26 protein-coding genes are annotated in these 24,082 nt (G+C 62.5%); 12 read left to right on the forward strand and 14 right to left on the reverse strand.

All coding sequences use genetic code 11. The annotated features are described in order from the left end of the window. Positions 1-4: 4 nt before the first annotated feature. Positions 5-451, forward strand: coding sequence for a group II truncated hemoglobin (locus tag AT302_RS08815; RefSeq protein ID WP_058378118.1), 447 nt, complete (start codon positions 5-7; stop codon positions 449-451). Positions 452-505: 54 nt separating this feature from the next. Here AT302_RS08815 and AT302_RS08820 read toward each other — a convergent pair whose 3' ends face one another. Beyond that, positions 506-1,471 (reverse strand): hypothetical protein, encoded by a 966-nt coding sequence (locus tag AT302_RS08820; RefSeq protein ID WP_157125732.1) that lies wholly within the window; start codon positions 1,469-1,471, stop codon positions 506-508. Further along, the gene (locus tag AT302_RS08825; protein ID WP_157125733.1) at positions 1,425-1,868 is read right to left on the reverse strand and encodes a hypothetical protein; all 444 of its coding nucleotides are present in this window, start codon (positions 1,866-1,868) and stop codon (positions 1,425-1,427) included. The genes AT302_RS08820 and AT302_RS08825 overlap by 47 nt, the downstream gene beginning before the upstream one ends. Positions 1,869-2,169: 301 nt before the next feature. On the opposite strand from AT302_RS08825, the gene AT302_RS08830 reads away from it, so the two are divergent. Both AT302_RS08830 and AT302_RS08835 read left to right on the forward strand, forming a co-directional pair. Next, positions 2,170-2,901 (forward strand): alanyl-tRNA editing protein, encoded by a 732-nt coding sequence (locus tag AT302_RS08830; RefSeq protein ID WP_058378121.1) that lies wholly within the window; start codon positions 2,170-2,172, stop codon positions 2,899-2,901. A gap of 43 nt (positions 2,902-2,944) precedes the next feature. After that, on the forward strand, positions 2,945-3,580 hold the full coding sequence (locus AT302_RS08835) for a DUF924 family protein (protein ID WP_084656108.1): 636 nt from the start codon (positions 2,945-2,947) through the stop codon (positions 3,578-3,580). A gap of 25 nt (positions 3,581-3,605) precedes the next feature. On the opposite strand, the gene AT302_RS08840 is transcribed toward AT302_RS08835, so the two are convergent. From AT302_RS08840 to AT302_RS08890, 11 genes are all read right to left on the reverse strand, one after another. Further along, positions 3,606-4,133 carry a DUF2062 domain-containing protein gene (locus AT302_RS08840; RefSeq protein WP_058378123.1) on the reverse strand — a complete coding sequence of 176 codons (528 nt, stop codon included), beginning with the start codon at positions 4,131-4,133 and terminating at the stop codon, positions 3,606-3,608. 257 nt (positions 4,134-4,390) lie between these two features. Beyond that, the gene (locus tag AT302_RS08845; RefSeq protein ID WP_058378124.1) at positions 4,391-4,987 is read right to left on the reverse strand and encodes an LOG family protein; all 597 of its coding nucleotides are present in this window, start codon (positions 4,985-4,987) and stop codon (positions 4,391-4,393) included. A gap of 3 nt (positions 4,988-4,990) precedes the next feature. After that, positions 4,991-5,659, reverse strand: coding sequence for a TetR/AcrR family transcriptional regulator (locus AT302_RS08850; protein WP_058378125.1), 669 nt, complete (start codon positions 5,657-5,659; stop codon positions 4,991-4,993). Positions 5,660-5,800: 141 nt separating this feature from the next. Beyond that, entirely contained in the window at positions 5,801-6,235 is a 435-nt protein-coding gene (locus tag AT302_RS08855) for a diacylglycerol kinase (RefSeq protein WP_058378126.1), read from the reverse strand. A gap of 38 nt (positions 6,236-6,273) precedes the next feature. Then, positions 6,274-7,311, reverse strand: a complete 1,038-nt coding sequence (locus AT302_RS08860) for a glycosyltransferase family 4 protein (RefSeq protein WP_058378127.1) — start codon at positions 7,309-7,311, stop codon at positions 6,274-6,276. Positions 7,312-7,400: 89 nt separating this feature from the next. Next, entirely contained in the window at positions 7,401-8,327 is a 927-nt protein-coding gene (locus AT302_RS08865; RefSeq protein WP_407668844.1) for a UDP-2,3-diacylglucosamine diphosphatase, read from the reverse strand. A gap of 269 nt (positions 8,328-8,596) precedes the next feature. Continuing rightward, positions 8,597-9,583 (reverse strand): esterase/lipase family protein, encoded by a 987-nt coding sequence (locus AT302_RS08870; protein ID WP_058378128.1) that lies wholly within the window; start codon positions 9,581-9,583, stop codon positions 8,597-8,599. Next, positions 9,580-10,083, reverse strand: a complete 504-nt coding sequence (locus AT302_RS08875) for an RDD family protein (protein WP_058378129.1) — start codon at positions 10,081-10,083, stop codon at positions 9,580-9,582. Before AT302_RS08875 ends, AT302_RS08870 begins: the two co-directional genes overlap by 4 nt. A gap of 298 nt (positions 10,084-10,381) precedes the next feature. Further along, complete coding sequence (locus AT302_RS08880) at positions 10,382-11,251, reverse strand: DUF3106 domain-containing protein (protein WP_058378130.1); 870 nt, start codon at positions 11,249-11,251, stop codon at positions 10,382-10,384. A 22-nt stretch (positions 11,252-11,273) separates the two neighbouring features. Continuing rightward, positions 11,274-11,705, reverse strand: coding sequence for a DUF3619 family protein (locus AT302_RS08885; protein WP_058378131.1), 432 nt, complete (start codon positions 11,703-11,705; stop codon positions 11,274-11,276). Next, positions 11,702-12,274 (reverse strand): RNA polymerase sigma factor, encoded by a 573-nt coding sequence (locus tag AT302_RS08890; RefSeq protein WP_058378132.1) that lies wholly within the window; start codon positions 12,272-12,274, stop codon positions 11,702-11,704. Before AT302_RS08890 ends, AT302_RS08885 begins: the two co-directional genes overlap by 4 nt. 447 nt (positions 12,275-12,721) lie before the next feature. Between AT302_RS08890 and AT302_RS08895 the strand changes: the two genes are divergently transcribed. The 8 genes from AT302_RS08895 (at position 12,722) to AT302_RS08930 (ending at position 22,077) form a co-directional block, all read left to right on the forward strand. Further along, entirely contained in the window at positions 12,722-14,491 is a 1,770-nt protein-coding gene (locus AT302_RS08895; RefSeq protein ID WP_058378133.1) for an acetolactate synthase 3 catalytic subunit, read from the forward strand. 87 nt (positions 14,492-14,578) lie between these two features. After that, entirely contained in the window at positions 14,579-15,070 is a 492-nt protein-coding gene (gene ilvN / locus AT302_RS08900; RefSeq protein WP_023595471.1) for an acetolactate synthase small subunit, read from the forward strand. A gap of 79 nt (positions 15,071-15,149) precedes the next feature. After that, positions 15,150-16,166, forward strand: coding sequence for a ketol-acid reductoisomerase (gene ilvC / locus AT302_RS08905; protein ID WP_058378134.1), 1,017 nt, complete (start codon positions 15,150-15,152; stop codon positions 16,164-16,166). A 249-nt stretch (positions 16,167-16,415) separates the two neighbouring features. Continuing rightward, positions 16,416-17,051, forward strand: coding sequence for a phosphatidylserine decarboxylase (locus AT302_RS08910; protein ID WP_058378135.1), 636 nt, complete (start codon positions 16,416-16,418; stop codon positions 17,049-17,051). A 182-nt stretch (positions 17,052-17,233) separates the two neighbouring features. Then, on the forward strand, positions 17,234-18,112 hold the full coding sequence (locus AT302_RS08915) for a CDP-alcohol phosphatidyltransferase family protein (RefSeq protein WP_058378136.1): 879 nt from the start codon (positions 17,234-17,236) through the stop codon (positions 18,110-18,112). Between the two features lie 223 nt (positions 18,113-18,335). Then, the gene (gene lysM, locus AT302_RS08920) at positions 18,336-18,821 is read left to right on the forward strand and encodes a peptidoglycan-binding protein LysM (RefSeq protein ID WP_058378137.1); all 486 of its coding nucleotides are present in this window, start codon (positions 18,336-18,338) and stop codon (positions 18,819-18,821) included. 215 nt (positions 18,822-19,036) lie between these two features. Then, entirely contained in the window at positions 19,037-20,581 is a 1,545-nt protein-coding gene (locus tag AT302_RS08925) for a 2-isopropylmalate synthase (RefSeq protein ID WP_058378138.1), read from the forward strand. Positions 20,582-20,817: 236 nt separating this feature from the next. After that, positions 20,818-22,077 carry a MerR family transcriptional regulator gene (locus AT302_RS08930; RefSeq protein WP_058378139.1) on the forward strand — a complete coding sequence of 420 codons (1,260 nt, stop codon included), beginning with the start codon at positions 20,818-20,820 and terminating at the stop codon, positions 22,075-22,077. Positions 22,078-22,086: 9 nt separating this feature from the next. On the opposite strand, the gene AT302_RS08935 is transcribed toward AT302_RS08930, so the two are convergent. Next, positions 22,087-22,602 carry a hypothetical protein gene (locus AT302_RS08935; protein WP_058378140.1) on the reverse strand — a complete coding sequence of 172 codons (516 nt, stop codon included), beginning with the start codon at positions 22,600-22,602 and terminating at the stop codon, positions 22,087-22,089. A gap of 142 nt (positions 22,603-22,744) precedes the next feature. Between AT302_RS08935 and AT302_RS08940 the strand changes: the two genes are divergently transcribed. Then, positions 22,745-24,019 (forward strand): branched-chain amino acid ABC transporter substrate-binding protein, encoded by a 1,275-nt coding sequence (locus tag AT302_RS08940; RefSeq protein ID WP_058378141.1) that lies wholly within the window; start codon positions 22,745-22,747, stop codon positions 24,017-24,019. The last annotated feature ends 63 nt before the right edge of the window (positions 24,020-24,082 follow it).

The raw sequence follows: 24,082 nt of genomic DNA on the forward strand, positions 1-24,082 counted from the left end.
GCCCATGACGACCGAAAACTCTTCCCAAACTTCCCCGATCGCGGACGACGACGCGCAGGACACGCCTGCGCAGCCGACCGCGTTCTCCTTGCTCGGCGGCGAAGCGCGCGTACGCGAACTCGTCGACCGCTTCTACGACTTGATGGATCTGGAGCCGGAATTTGCCGGTATCCGCAGCCTGCACCCTGAGTCGATGGATGGCTCGCGCGACAAGCTGTTCTGGTTCCTGTGCGGCTGGCTCGGCGGCCCGAACCACTACATCGAGCGATTCGGCCATCCGATGCTGCGCGCCCGTCATTTGCCATTCCCGATTGCCAGCAGCGAGCGCGACCAATGGCTGCGCTGCATCGCACTGGCCATGCAAGACATCGGCGTGGAAGCCTCGCTTCAGGAACGGCTCATGCAGGCGTTCTACGGTACAGCGGACTGGATGCGCAACCGGGCAGGTTGACGGGCGCAGGTTCAGTCCCTGCGACGTGATAGCGAGCAGCGACGCGGCGCGTGCTTACACGGCAGTCTTTGCTGTGAGAGCACTGTGTGTTCCCGGCTCGACGCCATCGATGTCGATGCTCACGTCCCCGGACGCGTTTCCCGTGAGGGGAGTCTCGGCATTAGCCTCGACGTCATCTTGCATCGTTGGCGCGGTCAGGCCAGCGCCGCAAAGCCGTTGCTTGATCTCCCCAACCCATTCTGGAAGCACCGTCATCAGGTTGCGGCCGTACTCGTAGAGGTGGCCGCCCGTCGATGAGGCCAGACCGGCCGCGGCGGCGGTAATGCCCAGATCCCGGTCGAAATGCTCGGCCGCTTCGCTTCGTTGTTTCGTGGTGTCGTGGGGATGAATTTGCGATGCGACGACCAGGCCGAACGACGTCGTCGAGGCGGCAATGTGCTCGAAACTGTCCAACCGTTTTCGGGCGGGTTCCGATGCGCCATATTTCTCGGCCAACCAGTTCATCCACGTGATGCCGCTGATTTCCTGCGCATTGGCATCCGGATGCTTGCGGTAGTGGTCGATCTGCGCCAGCGTATTGAATAGCCCGGAGACCGCGACGCTCAGTGCGAAGTCCACGCGTAGCCACTCGCGGTTGATTTCTTCCTCGCTCTCGTACTTCGCGGCATTCAAATCCATGAACGGCACCACGAAACTCAGGACTCGCGCCGAGGTGCCGATCATCCCTTTGGCAATGGCGTGCTGACATTCCCGGCGTTCCGGGGCAGGGTCGAGAAGCTGCACGTTTGCCACTTTCGAAGCGTAGTGCCGGATCCGGTCGGTGAAGCCTTCCCGCAGTTGCGTCAGGGCGTTGCCGATACCGGCCGATGAAGCACCCGCTTCGTTGGCGGCGGGGGCGTTGGCTGCCGGATCGACGTAGGCAGGATGCGTACTGAAGCTTAAATTCATAGCGATATCTCGGGGAGCGAAGTGTTCAGAGCGTGGCGAGCAGTTGCCGGGCCCGGAGACCGAATTCGGCATGCAGCGGAATGCGGCGGCTGATTTCCGTCACCGCTTGTAATACGCTGCGCGCCAGTTCGAGATCTCTCGTTTTGATGAGGCAACAAGCGGCGACGTACGCGGGCTCAGGGTCTTCCGAGTCGAGCATGGCGGCGGTGATCAGCGGGCTCGCGGCCAGCGCGTAGGCCTGTCTTTCGTAGAGGGCGTAGCCAAGCAGCTTGAGGGCACCCAGATGCAATGGGCGCTTACGCAAGAGCGCCGTCAGGTGGGCGACCGTGCTTTCATGATCGCCCGCGTCATAGCGGGCGCAGGCATGCAGGAAGGACGCCCGATCGTCCGGATCGCCGTCGAGTTCTTCCAGCGCGGCAGCGGTCGATTCGGCACGACGTGGCACGCCGTGGGGGGCTTCTGGTCTCATCTCGACTCCTTTCTGTTACATGCCACATCGTCCGCGGCACTCGGAATCATCCTAAGCGGCCACCTCGCCCCGTTCTGTTGCCGTCAGACATTGCTTTGGTTTGCGAGGCGAATGTCAGATCGATTGGGAATTGCTGACCGGTTCTTCATGCGCCGTGACGCATTCGATGGGACTTTGGCCAGAAGCCGGGAACTCGGACGACGCCGTTCGGCGTTCACCGTACTGGTCCGAAAGCGAGGGATTGGCCCTTGTCATGACTGCCGAAACCGCGCGACTATGTCCAATTCCAGAAGGAGACACCATGACAACAGAAGCGCTGTTCCGACAAGACGCCTATCTGCGCCAATGCGAGGCGCGCATCACTCATATCGACGAGAACGGCATCATGCTCGATCGCACGGTGTTCTACCCGCTTGGCGGCGGGCAGGCTGGCGATGCGGGTGCGTTCGTGCTGGCAGACGGCACGCGTCTCGCGATTGCCGACACCCGTAAATCGAAGCACGAAGGCGCGACGCCTGACGACGCCGTTCACGTGCCCGCCGAAGGGCAGGCCGAGGCACTTGCCGGGTTGTCGGTCGGTGATGTCGTGCAAGCGGAGATCGATTGGGAGCGGCGTTTTCGCCATATGCGCTTTCACACGGCGTCACATCTGATGTGCGCCGTGTTGCCGCATCCGGTGGACGGTTGCAGCATCACGCCGGAATACGCACGGCTCGACTTCGTGACCAACGACCCTATCGAGCGCGAGGCTGTCGAAGCCGGTTTGGCGGCATTGGTTGCGGCGGCGCGCGCGGTGCGCATCGACAGCATCAGCGATGAAGAGATGGCGGCGCGTCCGGAACTGGTGCGCACGATGAGCGTGAAGCCGCCGGTGGGGCTCGGCCGTGTGCGTCTCGTGAGTATCGAAGGGATCGATCTTCAGCCTTGCGGCGGCACGCATGTGGCCAACACGGCGGAAATCGGTGCGCTGCGTGTGAGCAAGATCGAGAAGAAGACGTCGCGCACGCGCCGTGTCGTGCTGGCGTTTGCGTGAGTCTGGCATCATGCGGGCTTCCCGTCCCGAGATGAGAGGCACCATGTCGAACCACTCCCCAGCAACTGCACCCTCGACGAACGCGATGAACGCGGCGAACGACGCGCCATGGCAGGCGGTCCTCGATTTCTGGTTCGGCACGCCTGACGCCGAGGTGTACGGGCTGGCCCGGCCGGAGTGGTTTCGCAAATCAGAGGCGTTCGACGAGGAGATTCGCGCGCGTTTCGGCGCCAGCTACGCGCAAGCGCTCGCGGGCGAACTCGACGACTGGGCGAACACGCCGTTGGGCGCGTGCGCCTTGATCGTGATGCTCGATCAATTTTCGCGGAATCTGTTCCGAGGCAAGGCGGGGGCGTTTTCCGGCGATGCACGGGCGTTGGCAGTGGCCCGCCGGTTGGTGGAGGCGGGCGACGATCAGCGTCTGCCAACGCCCCAACATCGTGTGTTTGTCTACCTGCCGTTCGAGCACGACGAATCGCTCGAAAGTCAGCACCTCTCGCTTGAGTTGTACGAACAACTCGCCAAGTCACACGGGATGGTCGATAACCTCGATTACGCACGCCGCCATGCGGTGATCATTGAGCGCTTCGGGCGCTATCCGCATCGCAATGCGGCGTTGGGGCGTGCATCGACGCCCGAGGAAATCGCGTTTCTGAAGGAACCCGGCTCGTCGTTCTGACGACCGGTGAGGGGCCGGCGAGCGGCTATTGTCGTGCTGCCGCCACCGCCTTGCGCTGCTGGTGCCAGCGGATCGCAAAGAAGCCGATGACGTACGCCAGCGCGGCGCTCACGCACGCGCTGGTGGCGAGGCCGGTGGCCAGATGCAGCGTTGCCGCGCCGAAATCGAAATTCGTCACCTGCGTCCATAAGCCTTCACTGGCCCGTGTGGCCGCCGCAACGCCCGCCTCGATCTCTTCCCGGGGTGACCATTCCAGCATCCAACGCCCCAGACGGTGTGCCCCCAGATACACGAACGGCACCGTCAACGGGTTGGTAATGAAGGTGCCTGCCGCGGCGATAAACAAATTGCCACGCAGAAAAGCCGCCGCCAACAACGCCACGAGAATCTGTCCCACCGGGAACAGAATGCCGAAGAACACCCCGCAAGCCAGCCCGATCGCCACACCGCGTGGGGTGGCTTGCCAAAGACTGCGACGCAGCAACAGACCCGCATGCGGGCGCAGCCAGCGAGAACGCAAGAGCCGCATCGGGCGAAGCATCTTTAACATCATGGGCAGGTCGCTCGTCGAGGAAGGGAAACCCGGGCGGGCACGGGGCAACTGATGTCTGAGTTGCGTGCGTCACAAGAGTTCAACGGCAGGCCCGGCATGGGTGAACGCTTGCCGCAACGGCGCAAGGCGAGGCACTGTGCGGTGTGTATTTCCGGGGAGGCGGGCACGCGCGAGGTGCCGGCGGCGGTACGGGGAGGTGCGGCGTGGGGAAGCCCGCGCGGCCATCACACTGACCGCGCGGTGGGGCGTCTGAGCCCTTAGATCTGCGTGCGCTGGTCGGACCAGCGATTGATTTGCGACGGCTTGAAGTGGCGCACGGTTTCGAGCAGCGCTTCGGGCGAAGCGGCAACCTGCAACTGATCGAGTTGCGGGCCCTTGAGGAATTGCTCCGTGACCATCGATTTCAGGAACACGAGCAGCGGATCGTAATACTGCTCGACGTTGAGCAAACCGATCGGCTTGGCGTGGTAACCGATCTGCAACCACGTGAACACTTCGAACAGCTCTTCGCACGTGCCGATACCGCCCGGCATGGCGATGAACGCGTCCGACAGGTCGGCCATCATCTGCTTGCGCTGGTGCATGTTCTCGACCACATGCAATTCGGTCAGCCCGGTATGGCCAACTTCCTTCTCCATCAGCGCTTTGGGGATGATGCCGATGACCTGGCCGCCATGCGCGAGCACAGCGTCCGCAATGATGCCCATCAGGCCGACCTTGCCGCCGCCGTACACGAGCCGGATGCCGGCTTCGGCCATATGACGGCCCAACTCACGTGCCGCTTCGGCATAGGCCGGTCGCACGCCGGTCGCCGCGCCGCAATAAATACAAATGGATTTGACTTCCGGGGTCATGCCTTACTGCACTCCTTTGGACGATGATTCGTGAGCCATCCGGTCGTACATCGCGCGTGAGCTGCCTTTCAGATACGGCGCCATTTGCGAGAGGATGTGATAGCTCGCCTGATGCAGGCCCGCGCCGATCTCCTCCGGATCGTTGTACTTGCGCGGATTCATCACGAATTGATAAGACAACCAGTACGTGGAGAGCACCACCATGTTGGTGGTGACCACTTCGATCTGCTCCGACGTGATTTCCATTTCGCCGTCGGCGACGAGCATGTCGCACATCTCGCGCGCGAAGCGCTTCTTGTGGCCCACGATCTGTTTGAAGTGCGTCTCGAGCGTCCGGTTACGGGCGAGCAGATCGTTCAGGTCGCGGTAAAGGAAACGGAAGCGCCACAGAAACTCGGACATGTATTGCAGATACGTCCAGACTTCATCGAGCGTCGGTTTGTGATCGTCGGGCAGCCGCAGTCGCCTTTCGATTTCCTGCTCGAACTGCGCAAAGATGCTGTTGATGATGTCGTCTTTGTTGCGGAAGTGGTAGTACAGATTGCCGGGGCTGATTTTCATCTCCTCGGCAATCGTGGTGGTCGTAACGTTGGGTTCGCCGATTTCGTTGAAGAGTCGAAGCGACACCTCAAGAATTCGTTCGCGGGTTCGGCGTGGCGGCTTTGCTTCCATGTCTGTCGGCCCCGGTTGGCGGCAAGCTCGGCGAAGGAGTTTCTCCGCTTGCGTTTATGAAGTAAGTATCACTGGGTACGGCGCCGATTATACCCGGCAGCGGGGCGCTGCCAAGCATGGGAAGGTGCGCCGTGAGCGATCTTAGAAAAACGCGGAGCGAACGAGTTCGACGATGACGGGGCCAGCCAGAGACGCCCAGGTGAGCAAGCACAGGCCGAGTGCGACGAGCACGGCGGCGCTGCCGAAATCCTTGGCACGTTTGGAGAGTTCGTGCCGTTCAAGGGAAATACGGTCAATGGCCGCCTCGATGCTCGAATTGACCAGCTCGATGATCAGCACGAGCAGGATCGATCCGATGAGCAGTACACGCTCGACGGCGGTGACCGGCAGAAAGATCGCTGCCGGCAGCAAGATGGCGGCAAGCGCCAGTTCCTGCCGGAAAGCGCTCTCTTCGAACACGGCAAACTTGAATCCGGACAAGGAGTACTTCAATGCACGCCAGGCGCGCATGACGCCCCGGTTGCCCTTGTACGGATTCGGCGTTTTGTCGCGTGGCGGCGGATGGTCGATGAACAAGCGTCAGGTTCCTCGCCGCAACGGGCTTGAGAGGGAGATCAGAGGGCAGGCGCGAGCGATGACGACTCGGGCGTGCGCGGGTGCAGGTGCGAAACAAACTCTTCTGAGGCAGCCTGCCACGAGAAACGTTCCGCCCATGCCCGTGCACTTTCGCGCGAGACCTTGAGCGCATCAAGGCACGCTTCACGCAGATCTTCGCGCAAAGCCCCCGCGTCGCCTTCCGGGCACCCATGCATCACGTCGATGGGGCCGGTGACCGGGTAAGCCGCCACGGGCAGGCCGCAGGCCATCGCTTCGAGCAGCACCAGACCGAACGTGTCGGTGCGGCTGGGGAAGACGAACACGTCGGCCGACGCGTACACCTTCGCAAGTTCGGGCTGCGAGAGCATGCCGAGATAATTCACATCGGGATAACGCGAGCGAAGTTCCGCCAGTTGCGGCCCTTCACCGGCGACCCATTTCGAGCCCGGCAGGTCAAGCTTCAGAAATGCCTCAATGTTCTTCTCCACGGCAACGCGTCCTACGTAGAGGAAGATCGGATGGGCTGAATTTAACACATGCGATTCCTGCGGGCGGAAGATGTCGAGATCGACGCCGCGCGTCCACAGCACCACGTTGTTGAAGCCGTTGGCTTCGAGATCGCGCTTGACCACGGGCGTGGGCGCCATCACCGCGCGCGACGGCTTGTGGAACCAGCGCAGAAAGCGGTACGTGGTGGCCAGCGGCAGACCAAAACGCGCCTGCACGTACTCGGGGAAACGCGTGTGATAGGCCGTGGTGAACGGGAAATCGTTGCGCTTGGCCCACTTGCGCGCGGCCATGCCGAGCGGGCCTTCCGTAGCGATGTGCAGAGCGTCGGGCGCGAAATCCTCGATCCGGCGTTTCACCTGAGCGCCGACGAAGAATGCCAGTCGAATTTCGGGGTAGGTGGGGCACGGCAGCGTGCGGAATTCCTGCGGTGTGAGCAGCTCGACGCGATGGCCGGCGGCTTCCAGTTGAGCGCGCGTGTTCTTCAGCGTGCGGACCACACCGTTAATTTGCGGATCCCAGGCGTCGGTGACGATCATGATTTTCATCGGGCGCTCCTTCGCGCACGTGGCGCGAGTCATAGGTGAAGTCATCGGGGCCAGTGCTGACGTGCTGATGCGCTGATGCGCTTAAGCACTCAGGCGCTGACCGGCGTGCTCTTGGCCGTGGCGCGCACGCCACGTTTTTGCGTCCAGTAGATGATGCGTAACTCGCCTTCGGTGGTTTCGACCAGCGCCGAGAGGCTCTCGACCCAGTCGCCGTCGTTGCAGTACAGCAGGCCATCGATCTCGCGAATCTCCGGCTTGTGGATGTGGCCGCACACCACGCCGTCGCAACCGCGGCGGCGCGCTTCGTCGGCCATGACGTTCTCGAACGCCGAGATAAAGTTCACGGCGTTTTTCACCTGATGCTTCAGGTACTGCGAGAGCGACCAGTACGGGAAACCGAAGCGCGTACGCACACGGTTGAACCAGCGGTTGAGCAGCAGCGTGAGCGTGTAGAGCGAGTCGCCCAGATACGCGAGCCACTTGGCGTGCTGAATCACGCCGTCGAACAGGTCGCCGTGGGTGATCCAGAGGCGCTTGCCCGTGAGCGTGGTGTGGAAGGCCTCGTCGCGCACGGCAATGTCACCGAAGGCGAGACCGCAGAACTGCCGCGCCGCTTCGTCGTGATTGCCCGGCACGTACACCACCTGCGTCCCCTTGCGCGCCCGGCGCAGCATCTTCTGCACGACGTCGTTGTGCGCTTGCGGCCAATGCCAGCCCTTGCGCAGATGCCACCCGTCGATGATGTCGCCCACGAGATAGAGGTAGTCCGACTCGTGATGGCGCAGAAAGTCGAGCAGGTAGTCGGCCTGACAGCCCTGCGTGCCCAGATGGATGTCCGAGAGCCAGATCGTGCGATAGCGCGTGATGCCTTCGGGCGGCGGATCGAGCGGATCGGGAGTGTCGGGCGGCAGGTCGATCGTGGAGGGCGGTGTGGCGGGGGGCGAAGCGGGCGGGGCGGTTGGGCGTCCCGGTGGTGCGTCGGCAAAGCGACCGGCGCGAGCCGCAGGGGGGGTGATCGGCAGCTCAAAGGTGGGTGTCGTCGTCATAGCGGCTCGCACGTCGCGTTGAACATGCGTGCATTACGCCGTGCCTTCGTGAAGGCACGATGACAGTCACGGACGTGTCTTGAATGTGTCTTGGACCGTGGTGGCGATGCGACAGGGTTGCGCGCCTATGCCGTGGGGGCCGGCGTGTCGATTACTGCGGATTACAGCGGGGTGTTTGCGGGCGGGGAGGAGATGCGGGATCGACGCTGCGTGCTGGGCGAGGCTGCCGAAAAACGGCATCAAGCCCCGTGGCGTAAGCCTTGCGCGACACGTTCGAGGGTTTCCAGCACGAGCGCCCGCGCCCGCGGATGGGTGCCGAGCGACACGTGGCCGAGCTTGTCGAGTGCGATGTTGCGCGCGCCCGGCAATACGGAAGTGCGCACGGGATACACGACATTGTCGTGATACGTGTAAATCGATGTGATGCGCGCGCGCCCGGCATCGCTTTCGCCGTTGGCGAGGGCGACCAGCCATTCACTGCCGAGGCCCATCTGGTGGACGTTGCGTCCGATGCCGTGACGGGCGTGCAGTGTGCCGAAATGCGGTGAGCCCAGCGTGATGGTGTGGATGACAGGCAGCGTCGGGAAGCGGCGCAGACAGGCGCGTGCCGCAATACCGCCCATGCTGTGCCCGACCAGCACGACCGGCAGGCGGGTGCGTTCGGCCAAGGCTTGGGTAGCGTTGGCGATGGCCTCGGCGTAGTCGTCGATGTCACCGAATATCGGCCCGAGATTGATCGCGTCGTTGTGATATCCCGCATCGGCCAGATGGTGCGAAAAGCGCAGCCAGAATGCGCGATTGCAGCCGTAGCCGTGCAACAGCAACACGGCGACCGGGCGCGCCGGACCGGTGGGTGAGGCTGTCGGTGCGGTGCTGCGCCACGGCTGGTAGACGTCGAGCAGCAGGATCGAGGCCGCGCACTCATACGCCCAGATGGCGATGTTCGTACCGCCGCTTGTGCGGCGTTCCGGTGTGGGGTCGGCGTTGGCCGCCATGGTGAATCCTGCCGCGAGGCCAACGGCGTGCGACACCGGCAGCCAGAGCAGCGTCCACAGGAGCGTGGTCCATGGGCTGTGCCACGTGGCCCATGTGGCGATGGCGACGACGAGCGAGAGCAGAATCTCGACGCCGCCGAAGATGACGTGCGGGCGCGATGCGCGATAGGGGCGAACTGCCCCGGTGGTGCCGGAGGGACCCGAGGGGCCAGCGTCGCGCGGTGGACTCATTTGCCCAGTACGCTCACGAGACGCGTGCCCGCGAGGCGGTCATGCACGAACTGGTGATCGGGCATGACACGCATGGCCAGCGCCCAGAGCACGATCCAGCCACTGAGCAGCGCAACGCTGTTCCAGCCGGTCAGACCCAGCGTCCAGTCGAGCGCCATCGCGGGCAGAACCCAGAGCCACGCGAGCACGTAGCGTGCAATGGCACGGCCGAAGCTAAGCGATTGGCCGTGGGCATCGACCACGCGGATCTTCCATGTCTTCATGGCGAGTGTCTGCCCGCCATGCGTCCAGAACCATACGAAGTAGGCCCCCAGCACAAGGAACAACCACGCCTGCATCGCGTGGCGATACATCAGTCCGCTGTGTTGCTGGGTCAGTGCGCTGAACAGGTAGCCCGCGAGAAACAGCACGCCAAAGAGCAGTAGCGACTCGTAGACCATCGACAACAGGCGGCGGCGCAGCGTCGGCACGGCGTAGCTGCCGCCATCGGGCGCGGGCATGGCCGGCCCGGGGCGTGACTGGGCAGCGGAGGGGGCGCCGCGTGAGGCGGACGAGGGATCGCGGGTCGTAGCGGAGTCGGTCATCGCAGCGTGGTCTGAGGTCTTATTGTCGGGTGCGCCGGTCGTGGCACGCCCGCACTGGGCAATGCGTCGCCCATTATGCGGAAGATTGCCGTGATGGGCCAGCCAACGGGTTAAACGGGCTAAACGGGTTAAACGGGTTATGCGTGGGCGCGCCTCAATGCAAAACGGCCGCCCGGAGGCGGCCGTCTGATGACGCGTTGGCAAGACCAAGCGATCAGTTGTGGTGGTACAGATCCGAGTTGAAGACGGCGTCGCCGCGATCGTTGACCGAATTGCCGTTCGCGCTCGCAGCACTGGCGGCGGCAGCGGTGCCACTTGCGGCAGCGGCCGAGGCGCTCTGGCCCGTGCCCGGTGCGGCTGCCGGTGACGACGCGCCGCCCGGCGTGGACGGGCCCGGTACCGGCAGGCTGCCGTTCTTGCCGGTGGTGCCGGCATCCTTGCGATGCACCGCGGCGTACGGATTCTTGACGCCTGTGCGGCCCGACGGCGGCGCGCTTACCACGTTGGGACGGTTGGACTGCTTCTTGTCGTCCGCGGCCAGACGCTTCTTCTGATCGTCGGTCAGTTGCTGATACTGCTGCCAGACCTGCGCCTTACGGTCCGGCGGCAATGTCTTGGCGTTCTGATAGCTTTCGCGCGCCAGTTGGCGTTGCTCGGGCGTCAGGCGCACCCAGTCGGCCATGCGGTCGTGCAGGCGTTTGCGGCCTTCCGGCGAGAGCGTATCGAAGCGTTTGGCGATTTCGACCCACTTTTCGCGCTGGCGATCGCTCATGCGATTCCAGTCCTGTGCAAGCGGCGACAGGGCTTCGCGCTGGGCAGGCGTGAGTTTGGCCCAGTAACCACCGGGCGACGGCAGGGCGGCTGCCGGAGCGCTGGCAGCGGTGCCAGAGAGGCTGCCGACGGCTGCACTGGCGACACCGGGCACGCCCGATGCTGCCGAGGCACCCGATGCATTGGCATCGGCGACGACCGGCGGTGCGTCGGAGATCGGCTCAGGGGCTTGCGAGCGGCGCAGCGCTGCCGTGCCGGCGAGCGCGGCCACGATAAGCGCGGCGACCAGAAAAAGTACGTTGCGTCGCGTCACAGGGCGGTCTTGGAGGGTGGGACTACTGGGCACGCTTCAGATAGGCGTTGAAACCGTGATCGGCGTAAGCCGACAGCGGCAGTTCGTCGCTGAGTACTGCGGCATCGATGTCCGCAAGGTCCTGAATGTGTTGCTGATGTTCCCAGTAGGCGATACCCGCCAGACCGATCACCAATGCGGCGAGCGGCCAGAGCAAGCCCAGACGGCCCAGTTTGTCGAATGCGCGGCGCGGCCCGCCGATTTCCGGCGTACCTCCCACGGCACCGACACCTGCGAGCACCAGCGCCGGTTGCACAACGGCCACCGGTTCGGGCTTCTTGCGCGCAAGCGCTTCCTGGCGTGCAGCCGCCAACCGGGCCGCAATATTCGGCGACGGTGCGTCGGACGCTTCGTCAAGCAGCAGTCGCACGCGATGTGCGAAGCGAATTTCCCTCGTTTCCAGATCGTGACTCATAACCTGATCCCTTTTGCCTTCAACGCTGCCGCCAGCGCGTGTGTGGCGCGTGAGCAGTGCGTCTTGACGCTGCCTTCCGAGCACCCCATCGTGGCAGCGGTCTCGGCAACGTCCATGTCCTCCCAGTAACGCATGAGGAAGGCTTCTCGTTGACGTGCAGGTAGCTTCTGTATCTCGGATTCAATAATGGAGAGGATTTCCGCCCGTGAAACCTGGTCCTCGCTGCTCTCGGTCTGTACTGACCCATCCTGTGAGAGCAAGGTTTCCAGCGGATCGTAATCGTCGCGGTCGTCGTCGGCGGCGCCCCCGAGATTCGAGAATAGCGTCACCCAGGTGTTGCGCACCTTTTGACGCCGGAAATAGTCGTGAATCGTGTTTTGCAGAATGCGCGTGAAGAGCAGCGGCAGGTCGGCCGGCGGCTTGTCGCCGTACTTCTCGGCGAGGCGGATCATCGCATCCTGAACGATATCGAGGGCGGCCTCGTCGTCACGAACGGCATAGACGGCCTGCTTGAAGGCGCGCCGTTCGATGCCCGCGAGAAAATCCGCCAGTTCCTTGTCAGATGCCATCCGGTGGGGTGCACGCAGCGTTGCCCGCTGCGCCTTTGAAATGCCGTGTAAGCGTAAAGATTACGTAAAGATCGCGTAGTCGGTGCGGATGCTACCAAAAACGCGCGCCCATGTAACCGCTTTTCACCGCGTGTGCTTCATTGCCACACGTAATGATTCGAAAGGCTTCCTATCGTGTAAGGATTGTGCACCAGCATGGGGCGCAATAGCGCATGGTGTGGGAATGTTGCGAAGCGGACTTCGCAATCATGCTGCAAATGCATAAACCTGCTTGACCATTTTGCTGCAAACCAGTAAATTTGCCAGTTCGCAATATCTGTGATTGTCTCAATATCGGCACGCTTAAAAGGTGTGTCCATCATTTAGACGCGCAGCTTGAGCCCGGACCATAAGTTCGCGGGGAGAGCACCCGATCAAAATTTTTGCCGAAACTTTGAAAGGTCGACAATGAACATGCCAAGCGCGGAATTCTCCGAGGCGGAAGCAACTCGCCATCAAAACACTTCCGAAGACATGATTGGCGCCGAGATTCTCGTGCGCTCGCTTCAGGAAGAGGGTGTCGAACATCTGTGGGGTTACCCCGGTGGTTCGGTGCTCTACATCTACGACGAACTCTACAAGCAGGACAAGATCCAGCACATCCTGGTTCGCCATGAGCAAGCTGCCGTGCATGCGGCCGACGCTTATTCGCGTTCCACCGACAAAGTCGGCGTGTGCCTCGTGACGTCTGGCCCCGGCGTGACCAATGCGGTCACCGGTATTGCCACGGCGTACATGGATTCGATCCCGCTCGTGATCATTACCGGGCAGGTGCCCACGGCCGCCATCGGTCTGGACGCCTTCCAGGAATGCGACACGGTCGGTATTACCCGTCCGTGCGTCAAGCACAACTTCCTCGTGAAGGACGTGCGCGACCTCGCCGCCACCATCAAGAAAGCCTTCTATATCGCCAAGACCGGCCGTCCCGGCCCGGTGCTGATCGATATTCCGAAGGACGTGTCGAAGGCACGCTGCCGCTTCGAGTATCCGAAGTCGGTGTCGCTGCGCTCGTACAACCCGGTCACGAAGGGCCACTCGGGCCAGATCCGCAAGGCGATGAGCCTGCTGCTCTCGGCCAAGCGTCCCTATATCTATACCGGCGGCGGCATCATCCTGGCCGATGCATCGAAGGAACTGAACCAGTTCTGCGACCTGCTCGGCTATCCGGTGACCAACACGCTCATGGGCCTGGGCGGGTATCGCGCAAGCGATCCCAAGTTCCTCGGCATGCTGGGCATGCACGGCACGTACGAAGCCAACATGGCCATGCAGCACTGCGACGTGCTCATCGCCATCGGTGCGCGCTTCGACGACCGCGTGATCGGTAACCCGGAACACTTCACCTCGACGGCACGCAAGATCATTCACATCGATATCGACCCGTCGTCGATTTCGAAGCGTGTGAAGGTCGACATCCCGATCGTCGGCGACGTGAAGGAAGTGCTGCGCGAAATGATCGAGAACCTGCAAACGGCCGAACATGGCCCGGACACCGGGGCGCTGGCCGACTGGTGGAAGCAGATCGAGGAGTGGCGCTCGCGCGACTGCCTCGCGTTCGATCGCGAGAGCGAAATCATCAAGCCGCAGCATGTGGTCGAAACCTACTGGAAGCTCACCGAAGGCGATGCCTTCGTGTGCTCGGACGTGGGTCAGCACCAGATGTGGGCCGCGCAGTACTACCGGTTCAACAAGCCGCGCCGCTGGATCAACTCCGGTGGTCTGGGCACGATGGGCTTCGGCCTGCCGGCGGCCATGGGCGTGAAGATGGCGCATCCGGATGCTGAGGTCGCCTGTATTACCGGCGAAGGCTCGATCCAGATGTGCATTCAGGAACTCTCGACGTGCCTGCAATACCGCACGCCGATCAAGATTCTGTCGCTCAACAACCGCTATCTGGGCATGGTTCGTCAGTGGCAGCAGATCGAATACAGCAAGCGTTATTCCAGTTCGTACATGGATGCGCTGCCGGACTTCGTGAAGCTCGCCGAGGCCTACGGTCACGTGGGCATGCGCATCGAGAAGTCGTCGGACGTTGAGCCGGCACTGCGCGAAGCGTTGCGCCTGAAGGACCGCACGGTATTCATGGATTTCCAAACGGATCCCACCGAGAACGTCTGGCCGATGGTTCAGGCCGGCAAGGGCATCAGCGAGATGCTGCTGGGTTCGGAAGATCTGTAACAAGGCGCTTGCGCGCCGCAGTGCGAACGGCCAAGGCCAGTGCACGGGCGCAGCGAACCCACAAAATTGGACAATCCGGGATACACCATGAGGCACATTATTTCTGTTTTGCTCGAGAACGAGCCGGGCGCGCTGTCGCGCGTTGTCGGCCTCTTCTCCGCACGTGGCTACAATATCGAGACCTTGACCGTCGCGCCGACCGAAGATCGTTCGCTCTCGCGCATGACGGTGGTCACGACGGGCTCCGACGATGTCATCGAGCAGATCACCAAGCACCTGAACCGACTGATCGAAGTGGTGAAGGTGGTCGATCTGACCGAAGGCGCACATATCGAGCGTGAGCTGATGCTCATCAAGGTGCGCGCCGTGGGCAAGGAGCGCGAAGAGATGAAGCGGATGTCGGATATTTTCCGCGGCCGCATCATTGACGTAACTGAAAAGACCTACACGATCGAACTCACGGGCAACTCGTCGAAACTCGACGCGTTCATCGAAGGGCTCGATCGCACGGCGATTCTTGAGACGGTACGTACCGGCGGCTCGGGAATTGGTCGCGGTGAGCGCATCCTGAAGGTCTGACCGGTAACGGCAACGCGGTAAGCGGATTTCGATCCTTTCTGATTTCAGTTTAATTTTAGTAATACGGGACAATTTCAAAATGAAAGTTTTCTACGACAAAGACGCCGACCTCTCCCTCATCAAGGGCAAGCAAGTCACGATCATCGGTTACGGCTCGCAAGGCCATGCCCACGCACAGAACCTGAAGGACAGCGGCGTGAACGTGACGGTCGGTCTGCGCAAGAACGGCGCTTCGTGGAACAAGGCGGTCAACGCCGGCCTGAACACGCAAGAAGTGGCTGAAGCCGTGAAGTCGGCCGACATCGTCATGATGCTGCTGCCGGACGAGCAAATCGGCGACGTGTACAAGAACGAAGTGCACGAAAACATCAAGCAAGGCGCCGCGCTGGCCTTCGCACACGGCTTCAACGTTCACTACGGCTGCGTGATCCCGCGCGCTGACCTGGACGTCATCATGATCGCCCCGAAGGCCCCGGGCCACACGGTGCGCTCGACGTACTCGCAAGGTGGCGGCGTGCCGCACCTGATCGCCGTCGCACAAGACAAGTCGGGCGCCGCTCGCGACATCGCGCTGTCGTACGCTGCCGCTAACGGCGGTGGCCGTGCCGGTATCATCGAAACGAACTTCCGCGAAGAAACGGAAACTGACCTGTTCGGCGAACAAGCCGTGCTGTGCGGCGGTACCGTCGAGCTGATCAAGGCCGGTTTCGAAACGCTGGTGGAAGCTGGCTACGCGCCGGAAATGGCGTACTTCGAGTGCCTGCACGAACTCAAGCTGATCGTCGACCTGATCTATGAAGGCGGTATCGCCAACATGAACTACTCGATCTCGAACAACGCCGAGTACGGCGAGTACGTCACCGGCCCGCGCGTCGTGACGGAAGAGACGAAGAAGGCGATGAAGCAGTGCCTGACGGACATCCAGACCGGCGAATACGCCAAGTCGTTCATTCTGGAAAACAAGGCAGGCGCGCCGACCCTGATCTCGCGCCGCCGTATCACGGCCGAGCACCAGATCGAGCAAGTTGGCGGCAAGCTGCGCGCGATGATGCCGTGGATCGCCAAGAACAAGCTGGTCGACCAGTCGAAGAACTAAGTACGAACGACGACGTCGCGGTTCAGGCCGTTTCAGTCGTTTCAGTCGTTTCATTCGTATTCGCCGTCCGCCGTGCCGTGGCCTCCGCCGCGGCCCGGCGGACGGTTTTTTTTGTGACGTGGGCGTGTCAGATGGCGAAAAAGTGTCGTCTCGTCCCGCGCATTGCTACAATGCCGCCACGCCACGGTTTGGCCCAAAGCAGGCCGACCCGCTCACTCAACCGTTTTCCCAAGGACGCGAGTCAATCGCATGAATTATCCTCACCCGATCATCGCCCGCGAGGGCTGGCCCTTCCTGGGCATCGCCGTCGCCGTCGCGCTTGTCGTGCACTTTCTGGCAGGCGTGTTGTGGGCCGCGCCGTTCTGGGTGATCGCCCTGTTCGTGCTGCAATTCTTCCGCGATCCGCCGCGTCAGGTGCCGCAGCAGGCAGGCGCCGTGCTTTCGCCGGCCGACGGCCGCATCGTCGCCATCGAAACCACGCAGGACCCCTATGCGGGCCGTGAAGCGCTGAAGATCAGCGTGTTCATGAATGTTTTCAACGTTCACTCGAATCGTGCCCCGGTTGACGGCACGGTGACCAAGGTGGAATATTTCCCGGGGCGTTTCTTCAACGCCGATCTCGACAAGGCGTCGCTTGAGAACGAGCGCAATGCGCTGGTGATCGACGTGGGCGGTCAGATCGTTACGAGCGTGCAAGTCGCCGGCCTGATCGCGCGCCGCATTCTCTGCTACGTGAAGCCGGGCGAGACGCTCACGCGCGGCCAGCGTTACGGTTTCATCCGTTTCGGTTCGCGTGTCGACGTGTACCTGCCGCTGGGCTCGCGTCCGCGCGTGGCCATCGGCGACAAGGTGTCGGCCACCTCGACGATCCTCGCCGAACTGTGATCGGCACGGTTTGAACAAGCCGGGCCGGGCGGGGTGATGCTAATTTTTGTGAAATTAGGTGCGTCACCCTGCCGCGGCCTGCAACTGCTTTCGCTTCTCGCGTTCCAATAGCGGTGATCCGTCGCGGAATTAGGGTGAACAGACCCTGATCCGCAGCCTTTAGCATCGTCAAGGAGGTTCAGATGCCGGAAAACCATCGCGGCCGCTTGCGCAACAATGTCAGACACCTTTCTCCGTTTGGCCGTCATAAAAACCCTTCCGCGGACGCATCGATGAACGAAGACCACGACCAGGTTGTGGACGAAGAGCTGCCGGTACGCCCGCGCAGCCGCGGTATTTACCTGTTGCCGAACGCCTTTACGACGGCGGCGCTGTTCTGTGGCTTCTTTGCCATCGTGCAGGCCATGAACGACCGTTTCGAACAGGCCGCTATCGCCATCTTTTTCGCCATGGTGCTCGATGGCATGGACGGGCGCGTAGCCCGCATGACCAACACCCAGAGCGCGTTTGGCGAGCAATACGATTCGCTTTCCGACATGACGTCGTTCGGCGTGGCGCCGGCGCTGGTCATGTACGAATGGATTCTCCACGAGATCGGCAAATGGGGCTGGCTCGCGGCATTCGTCTATGTGGCCGGTGCGGCGCTGCGTCTGGCGCGCTTTAACGCGAACATCGGCGTGGTCGACAAGCGCTTCTTCCAAGGTCTGGCCAGTCCGGCGGCGGCGGCGCTCATTGCCGGGTTCGTCTGGATCACGATCGACAACAAGCTGCCCGTGAACGTGTTCTGGATGCCCTGGGTGGCGTTCGGTCTGACGATCTACGCCGGGATGTCGATGGTCTCGAATGCACCGTTCTACAGCGGCAAGGCGCTCGATGTGCGTCAGCGCGTGTCGTTCGGGGTGGTGCTGCTGTTTATGGTCGGCTTCATTCTAGTGTCGTCCGACCCGCCGCTAGTGCTGTTCGGCATGTTCTGCCTGTACAGCATTTCGGGCTACGTGCTGTGGGTCATCCGCTTCGTGAAGGGCCGCCGCCAGCGGATCTTCGGTGAGGTGGACGAGTAAAAGCGCGGTTGAATCACATAAGGGGCGTCCGGGGACGCCCCTTGTCACATCTGCCTGTCAGTATTGTCAGGTGAACCTGCATGGCGATGCTGTAGTCTAGTGAACTGTTGTCTTGCGAGCGCAGGCTCCGAAGTACCCCCTCGGCGCGGACACCTCCCGGTCAATCATGGCTGGGCCCGGTTTCGGCGCCGTTTCCGTAGTTCTACGTGACGAAGGAGAAATCATGGGCATTCTGGACTTCGTGAAGGAAGCCGGTCAGGCACTGTTGGGCAGCAAGGCGCAAGCCGCCGAGCCGCCCCCGCCTGGCCCCGATGCGGACGCCGCCAACCGGACGGCCGCCGAGGCCATCGAGAACTACATCAAGACGCAGAACCTCGATGCCACGGGCCTGACCGTGACCTTCGACGGCGCATCGCGCACCGTGACGGTGTTCGGCGTGGCGGCCGATCAGGCGACCAAGGAAAAGATTCTGCTTTGCTGCGGCAACGTGAAGGGGGTCGCGCAGGTCGACGACAAGATGTCGGTGTCGACGGCGTCTGCCGAGGCGACTTATCACACCGTCGAGAGTGGCGACACGCTCTCAGCCATCTCGAAGAAGGTCTACGGCGACGCCAACAAGTACAACGTCATCTTCGAGGCGAACAAGCCGATGCTTTCCAGCCCGGACAAGATCTACCCGGGGCAGGTGCTGCGCATTCCGCCGGCCTGACATAGTGGTATTCGTCTCCTGTTGAGACAAAACGGCCCGGCAATTGTGAATTGACCGGGCCGTTTTTTTGGGCAATGATTTCGCACCGCTATCGCCACGCAGCCCGCCGTCTCCCGACCGGCCCCGCCCGCGCGCGCCGCTTGCCACCCGGGCAAGCGTGACGACAAGACGCCAAGAACAAACCAAACCCTACGAGATCCCCACAGGAGTAAGTCATGGCTGACAAGCTGATCATTTTCGACACGACCTTGCGCGACGGCGAACAGTCGCCCGGCGCCTCGATGACGCGCGACGAGAAGATTCGTATCGCCCGCCAACTGGAGCGTCTGCGCGTGGACGTCATCGAAGCCGGCTTTGCGGCCAGCTCGAACGGCGACTTCGAGTCGATCAAGGCAATCGCCGGTATCGTCAAGGACAGCACGGTGTGCTCGCTGGCGCGCGCCAACGACCGTGACATCGCCCGTGCCGCCGAGGCGCTCAAAGGGGCCAACTCCTCGCGTATCCACACGTTCATCGCCACTTCCCCGCTGCACATGGAGAAGAAGCTGCGCATGACGCCCGATCAGGTGTTCGAACAGGCCAAGCTTGCCGTGCGCTTTGCCCGTCAATTCACCGACAACATCGAATTCTCGCCGGAAGACGGCAGCCGCTCGGATCTGGACTTCCTCTGCCGCGTGCTCGAAGCCGTGATCGACGAGGGCGCCACGACCATCAACGTGGCCGACACGGTCGGCTACGGCGTGCCGGAACTCTACGGTCAACTCGTGCGTACGCTGCGTGAGCGCGTGCCGAACTCGGACAAGGCCGTCTGGTCGGTTCACTGCCACAACGATCTGGGCATGGCCGTGGCGAACTCGCTGGCCGGTGTGCAGTTGGGCGGCGCGCGCCAGATCGAGTGCACGATCAATGGTCTGGGCGAGCGCGCGGGCAATACGTCGCTCGAAGAAGTGGTCATGGCGCTCAAGACGCGCAAAGACTACTTCGGTCTGGAACTGGGCATCGACACGACGCAGATCGTGCCGGCATCGAAGCTGGTGTCGCAGATTACCGGTTTCAACGTGCAGCCGAACAAGGCCGTGGTCGGCGCCAACGCCTTTGCACACGCGTCGGGCATCCATCAGGACGGCGTGCTCAAGGCGCGCGATACCTACGAAATCATGCGCGCGGAAGATGTGGGCTGGACCGCGAACAAGATCGTGCTGGGCAAGCTCTCGGGCCGCAACGCGTTCAAGCAGCGCTTGCAGGAGCTGGGTATCGAGATGGAGTCGGAGCAGGACGTGAACGCCGCGTTTGCCCGCTTCAAGGAACTGGCCGATCAGAAGTCGGAAATCTTCGACGAAGACATTCTGGCGATCGTCTCGAACGAAGCGCAGGCGGAGAGCGGCGAGCACTTCTATCTGGTCTCGATGGCGCAGCACTCCGAGACCGGCGAGCGCCCGAGCGCGCGCGTGGTGTTCACGGCACAGGGCAAGGAACTGGTGGGCGAGTCTGAAGGTAACGGGCCGGTCGACGCAGTGCTCAACGCCATTGAATCGCAGGTGCAAAGCGGTGCCGAGCAACTGTTGTACTCGGTCAACGCGATCACCACGGGCACCCAGTCGCAGGGCGAAGTGACCGTGCGTCTGTCGAAGGGCGGCCGTATCGTGAACGGCGTGGGCACCGATCCGGACATCGTGGCCGCATCGGCCAAGGCGTACCTGTCGGCGCTCAACAAGCTGTATTCGAAGGCCGAGAAGCTCAACCCGCAACTCACGCCGTAATGTTGCCGGTGAGGGGGTAAGGGCGGCCGGGATGCAATGACAGGTGTGGCCGGCGGTCGTTTCATCCGGCCTTGCGCTTACCCCGGGCCATAGAAAAAGCCGCTGCTTTCGTTGTAACGAGGGCGGCGGCTTTGTCGTCTCTGGCGGCGTGACTCAATTCGCTTGCAATTCGCTTGACCCGGCCCCCGGGGCCGGCCCGAACATGCGCTCATCCCTAGCCCATGAAGGAGCGATGTATGGTGTCTTCCGATCGAAATCTCACGGCGTCCGAGGCGGCGCGACAGCTTGGCGTATCAGGCAAGGCGCTGCGCCTCTACGAGCAACACGGCTTGCTGGCGCCGGGGCGCACTGCTGCGGGGTATCGTCAGTACGGCCCAGAGGACATGGTCCGTGCGGGGGAGGTCGTGGCACTGCGCAAACTGGGTCTGAGCGTGGCGCAGGTGAAGGCGGTGCTGGGTGGCGATGCGCAGGCGCTGGCAGGGGCGCTCGAGTTGCACGAGGCGATGCTGCTGCGCGATATGGCAGCCCGCGCGCACCAGATCGCCCGGGTGCGCGAACTGCGTGCTGAGCTTCGCAATGGACGGATGCCGGCGTCCGGCGCGCTGACACAACTGCTGCGCGATCAGCGTCACGACGAGTCGGGCAGGGTGCCGCTGGACGTCGGCTTCGCGCTGCCTTGGCCGTGGGGCGGCGAGTGGTTCGAATTGCAGGATCTGCCAGCGATCACGTTTCTCACGGGCCCGTTGGGCAGCGGCAAGACGCGGCTGGCGATGCAACTCGCCGAATCGATACCGGGTGCCACGTTTGTTGGTCTGGATCGATCCGCGCCGGAAGGTGCACCCGCTTTGGTGCGGGCTTCGGCTGACGACGCTGCGCGCATGGCGCGCATCGATCGAGCCACCGCATGGATTCTGGAAGCGGGCGGAGAGGCCAGCGCCGATTTGCGTGCGCTGCTGATGGCACTTGAAGCCGACGAGGATGGCGCAGCCAACTCGGTTGACGAAGTTGGTGAAGCTGACGAGGCCAACGAGGCCAATGAGGCCAACGAGGCCAACGAGGCCAACGAGGCCAACGAGGCCAACGAGGCCAACGAGGCCAACGAGGCCAACGAGGCCAATGAGGCCAATGAGGCCAATGAGGCCAATGAGGCCAATGAGGCCAACGAGAAGCGCACCTCTCCTGTCGTCGTTGTCGACATGGTGGAGCAGGGGTTGAATCAGGCGACGCAGGAGGCATTGATCCGCTTCCTGCGCCATCGCGCGGCCATGTCGCCCCAGCGGTTGATTTTGATGACGCGCTCGGTGCACATCCTCGATCTGTGCGCCGTCGAGCCCGATGAGTTGTTGATCCTGTGCCCGGCAAATCACGCGCCGCCGTTCAGCGTTGCCCCGTATCCCGGTGCGCGCGGCTACGAGGCGCTCGCGTCATGTCTGGCGCCGATCGATGTACGGGCGCGCACGCAGGGCATGATTTCGTGGCGCCCGCCCGCGACCTGAGCCAGCGGCTCAGAACATGTTGTTGTCGCGCTTCTCGTGCAGCGGATCGGGGCTGATCTGCGTGGTCTTCACGACCCCATCGACATCGAAGTAGAAATTCATCATCGTGAACCACACGTCATCCTGCTTGAAGCGGTAAGTCCAGACTTCACGTTTCATCAGCGGAAAGGCCGACGTCTCGACCGGCTCGCCAAAGTGATGCAGCACGTCGGTCTTGGTCCACTTGTCGATTTCGACCTTGTTGAACTCGGGGGTGGACAGGACCTGCGTGGTTTTCAGCAAACGGCCCTGTGCATCGAAATCGACGGCAATAGTCTCTTCGCCGAACGGCTTGGTCGGGTAGAGCCATCGGGTGACGCCGGGGGCGAGCGGATAGACCTCCTTCGGTTTGCCGAGCTGGGCCTGAACGTCGGCTTGCGACAGATTCGGTGACAAGGTTTGCCATGCCGGGGTGTAGCAGGCGGTGAGCGACAGGGCCAGCGCGGTGGTGGCAAGCGTTGCGCACACTCTGGAAATCAGGGTCATGAATAGCCTCGCATTGACGCGGAAATACCGCACAGCGGCATGCCGCTAGCATACCGCTGTGTGACTTATCGTGGGGTGCCGCGGCTTGCCGGGTGCGGACCGGGCAGTTATGATTCGCGCCGAGAGAGTTACTGGGGCCTCGATGAAACTTCACGTCTTGCTGGCGCGCTTGTTGCCGTGCCTATGCGCTGTTGGCCTGTTGGCTGCTACCGGAATGGCGCACGCTGCGCCGCCGATTCGCCTCGCGCTCATCGAAGGCATGAGCGGGCCGTTCGGCAATGCGGGCGCGATGGTCGAGCGCAATCTGCGCTTCGCGATCGAGCGCGTGAACGCCCGTGGCGGCGTGAAATTGCGCGACGGCGCGCATCCGCTCGAACTCACCGTTTTTGATAGCAAGGGAGCGGTCGAAGACAGTTTGGTGCAGCTCAAGGCGGCCGGTGATCTGGGCATTCCCTTTGTCTTGCAGGGCAACAGCTCGGCGGTGGCGTCAGCACTGATCGACGCGATCAACAAGCGCAACGCCCGCGAGCCGGGCCAGCGCATGCTGTTCTTCAACTACTCGGCGGTCGATACCGCGCTCACCAACGAGCAATGCAGCTTCTGGCACTTCGCCTTCGACGCGAATGCCGCGATGCGCATGCAGGCGCTGACCGAGGCGATCAAAGAAGATCCGAGCATCCAGAAGGTTTATCTGCTCAATCAGGATTACAGCTTCGGCCGGCAGGTCGCCGGGCTGGCTCGGCAGATGATCGGAGCGAAGCGTCCCGACGTGCAGATCGTGGGTGAGCAGTTCAGCCCGGTGGGCCGCGTGAAGGATTTCACGCCGTACCTCGCGCGCATCCGCGCCGCCGGTGCCGATACGGTGGTGACCGGTAGCTGGGGCAACGATCTCACGCTGTTGGTGAAAGCGGCGCGCGAGCAAGGCATGGAGCTGAAGTTCTACACGTTCTATGGCAACGCACTCGGCGCGCCTGCCGCCCTCGGTGACGCCGGGGTGGGGCGCGTGTATGCGGTGGCCGAGTGGCACCCGAACGTGGGTGGCGAGGCCTCGGATGCCTTCTACAAGGCGTTTCGCGCGCGTTATCCGGAGGCCCGTGACGACTATCCGCTGCTTCGCATGAGCGTGATGATCGACATGATCGCGTCCGCACTCGAACAGGCAGGAACCACCGACGTGACGACCGTGGGCCGTGCGCTGGAGAACCGCCGGATTCGCGAGGCGCCCGCCGACGCATGGATGCGCCCGAACGATCACCAGATGATCGAGCCGTTGTATGTCTCGGTGATGCGCCGTGCCGGCGAGCCGGGCGTGAAATTCGACAACGAAGGCTCGGGCTACGGTTTCAAGACGGTGATGGAATTGCCCGCCAGCAAGGTGGCGCTGCCGAGCACCTGCCGGATGGCACGGCAGCGATGATTGGTGCGAATTTCGCGACAATCGGGTGATTTTGGGCCGATTGTTCGGAGGATTTCTGGATTT

The organism is Pandoraea norimbergensis (assembly GCF_001465545.3).
Lineage (GTDB): Bacteria > Pseudomonadota > Gammaproteobacteria > Burkholderiales > Burkholderiaceae > Pandoraea > Pandoraea norimbergensis.

What these genes read in the sequence shown, in the direction of transcription:
- AT302_RS08815 (WP_058378118.1), top strand. Translation starts at nt 5, where the DNA reads ATGACGACCGAAAACTCTTCCCAAACTTCCCCGATCGCGGACGACGAC.
- AT302_RS08820 (WP_157125732.1), bottom strand. Translation starts at nt 1,471, where the DNA reads ATGCCGAATTCGGTCTCCGGGCCCGGCAACTGCTCGCCACGCTCTGAA.
- AT302_RS08825 (WP_157125733.1), bottom strand. Translation starts at nt 1,868, where the DNA reads ATGAGACCAGAAGCCCCCCACGGCGTGCCACGTCGTGCCGAATCGACC.
- AT302_RS08830 (WP_058378121.1), top strand. Translation starts at nt 2,170, where the DNA reads ATGACAACAGAAGCGCTGTTCCGACAAGACGCCTATCTGCGCCAATGC.
- AT302_RS08835 (WP_084656108.1), top strand. Translation starts at nt 2,945, where the DNA reads ATGTCGAACCACTCCCCAGCAACTGCACCCTCGACGAACGCGATGAAC.
- AT302_RS08840 (WP_058378123.1), bottom strand. Translation starts at nt 4,133, where the DNA reads ATGATGTTAAAGATGCTTCGCCCGATGCGGCTCTTGCGTTCTCGCTGG.
- AT302_RS08845 (WP_058378124.1), bottom strand. Translation starts at nt 4,987, where the DNA reads ATGACCCCGGAAGTCAAATCCATTTGTATTTATTGCGGCGCGGCGACC.
- AT302_RS08850 (WP_058378125.1), bottom strand. Translation starts at nt 5,659, where the DNA reads ATGGAAGCAAAGCCGCCACGCCGAACCCGCGAACGAATTCTTGAGGTG.
- AT302_RS08860 (WP_058378127.1), bottom strand. Translation starts at nt 7,311, where the DNA reads ATGAAAATCATGATCGTCACCGACGCCTGGGATCCGCAAATTAACGGT.
- AT302_RS08870 (WP_058378128.1), bottom strand. Translation starts at nt 9,583, where the DNA reads ATGAGTCCACCGCGCGACGCTGGCCCCTCGGGTCCCTCCGGCACCACC.
- AT302_RS08875 (WP_058378129.1), bottom strand. Translation starts at nt 10,083, where the DNA reads ATGCCCGCGCCCGATGGCGGCAGCTACGCCGTGCCGACGCTGCGCCGC.
- AT302_RS08885 (WP_058378131.1), bottom strand. Translation starts at nt 11,705, where the DNA reads ATGAGTCACGATCTGGAAACGAGGGAAATTCGCTTCGCACATCGCGTG.
- AT302_RS08890 (WP_058378132.1), bottom strand. Translation starts at nt 12,274, where the DNA reads ATGGCATCTGACAAGGAACTGGCGGATTTTCTCGCGGGCATCGAACGG.
- AT302_RS08895 (WP_058378133.1), top strand. Translation starts at nt 12,722, where the DNA reads ATGAACATGCCAAGCGCGGAATTCTCCGAGGCGGAAGCAACTCGCCAT.
- ilvN (WP_023595471.1), top strand. Translation starts at nt 14,579, where the DNA reads ATGAGGCACATTATTTCTGTTTTGCTCGAGAACGAGCCGGGCGCGCTG.
- ilvC (WP_058378134.1), top strand. Translation starts at nt 15,150, where the DNA reads ATGAAAGTTTTCTACGACAAAGACGCCGACCTCTCCCTCATCAAGGGC.
- AT302_RS08910 (WP_058378135.1), top strand. Translation starts at nt 16,416, where the DNA reads ATGAATTATCCTCACCCGATCATCGCCCGCGAGGGCTGGCCCTTCCTG.
- AT302_RS08915 (WP_058378136.1), top strand. Translation starts at nt 17,234, where the DNA reads ATGCCGGAAAACCATCGCGGCCGCTTGCGCAACAATGTCAGACACCTT.
- lysM (WP_058378137.1), top strand. Translation starts at nt 18,336, where the DNA reads ATGGGCATTCTGGACTTCGTGAAGGAAGCCGGTCAGGCACTGTTGGGC.
- AT302_RS08925 (WP_058378138.1), top strand. Translation starts at nt 19,037, where the DNA reads ATGGCTGACAAGCTGATCATTTTCGACACGACCTTGCGCGACGGCGAA.
- AT302_RS08930 (WP_058378139.1), top strand. Translation starts at nt 20,818, where the DNA reads ATGGTGTCTTCCGATCGAAATCTCACGGCGTCCGAGGCGGCGCGACAG.
- AT302_RS08935 (WP_058378140.1), bottom strand. Translation starts at nt 22,602, where the DNA reads ATGACCCTGATTTCCAGAGTGTGCGCAACGCTTGCCACCACCGCGCTG.
- AT302_RS08940 (WP_058378141.1), top strand. Translation starts at nt 22,745, where the DNA reads ATGAAACTTCACGTCTTGCTGGCGCGCTTGTTGCCGTGCCTATGCGCT.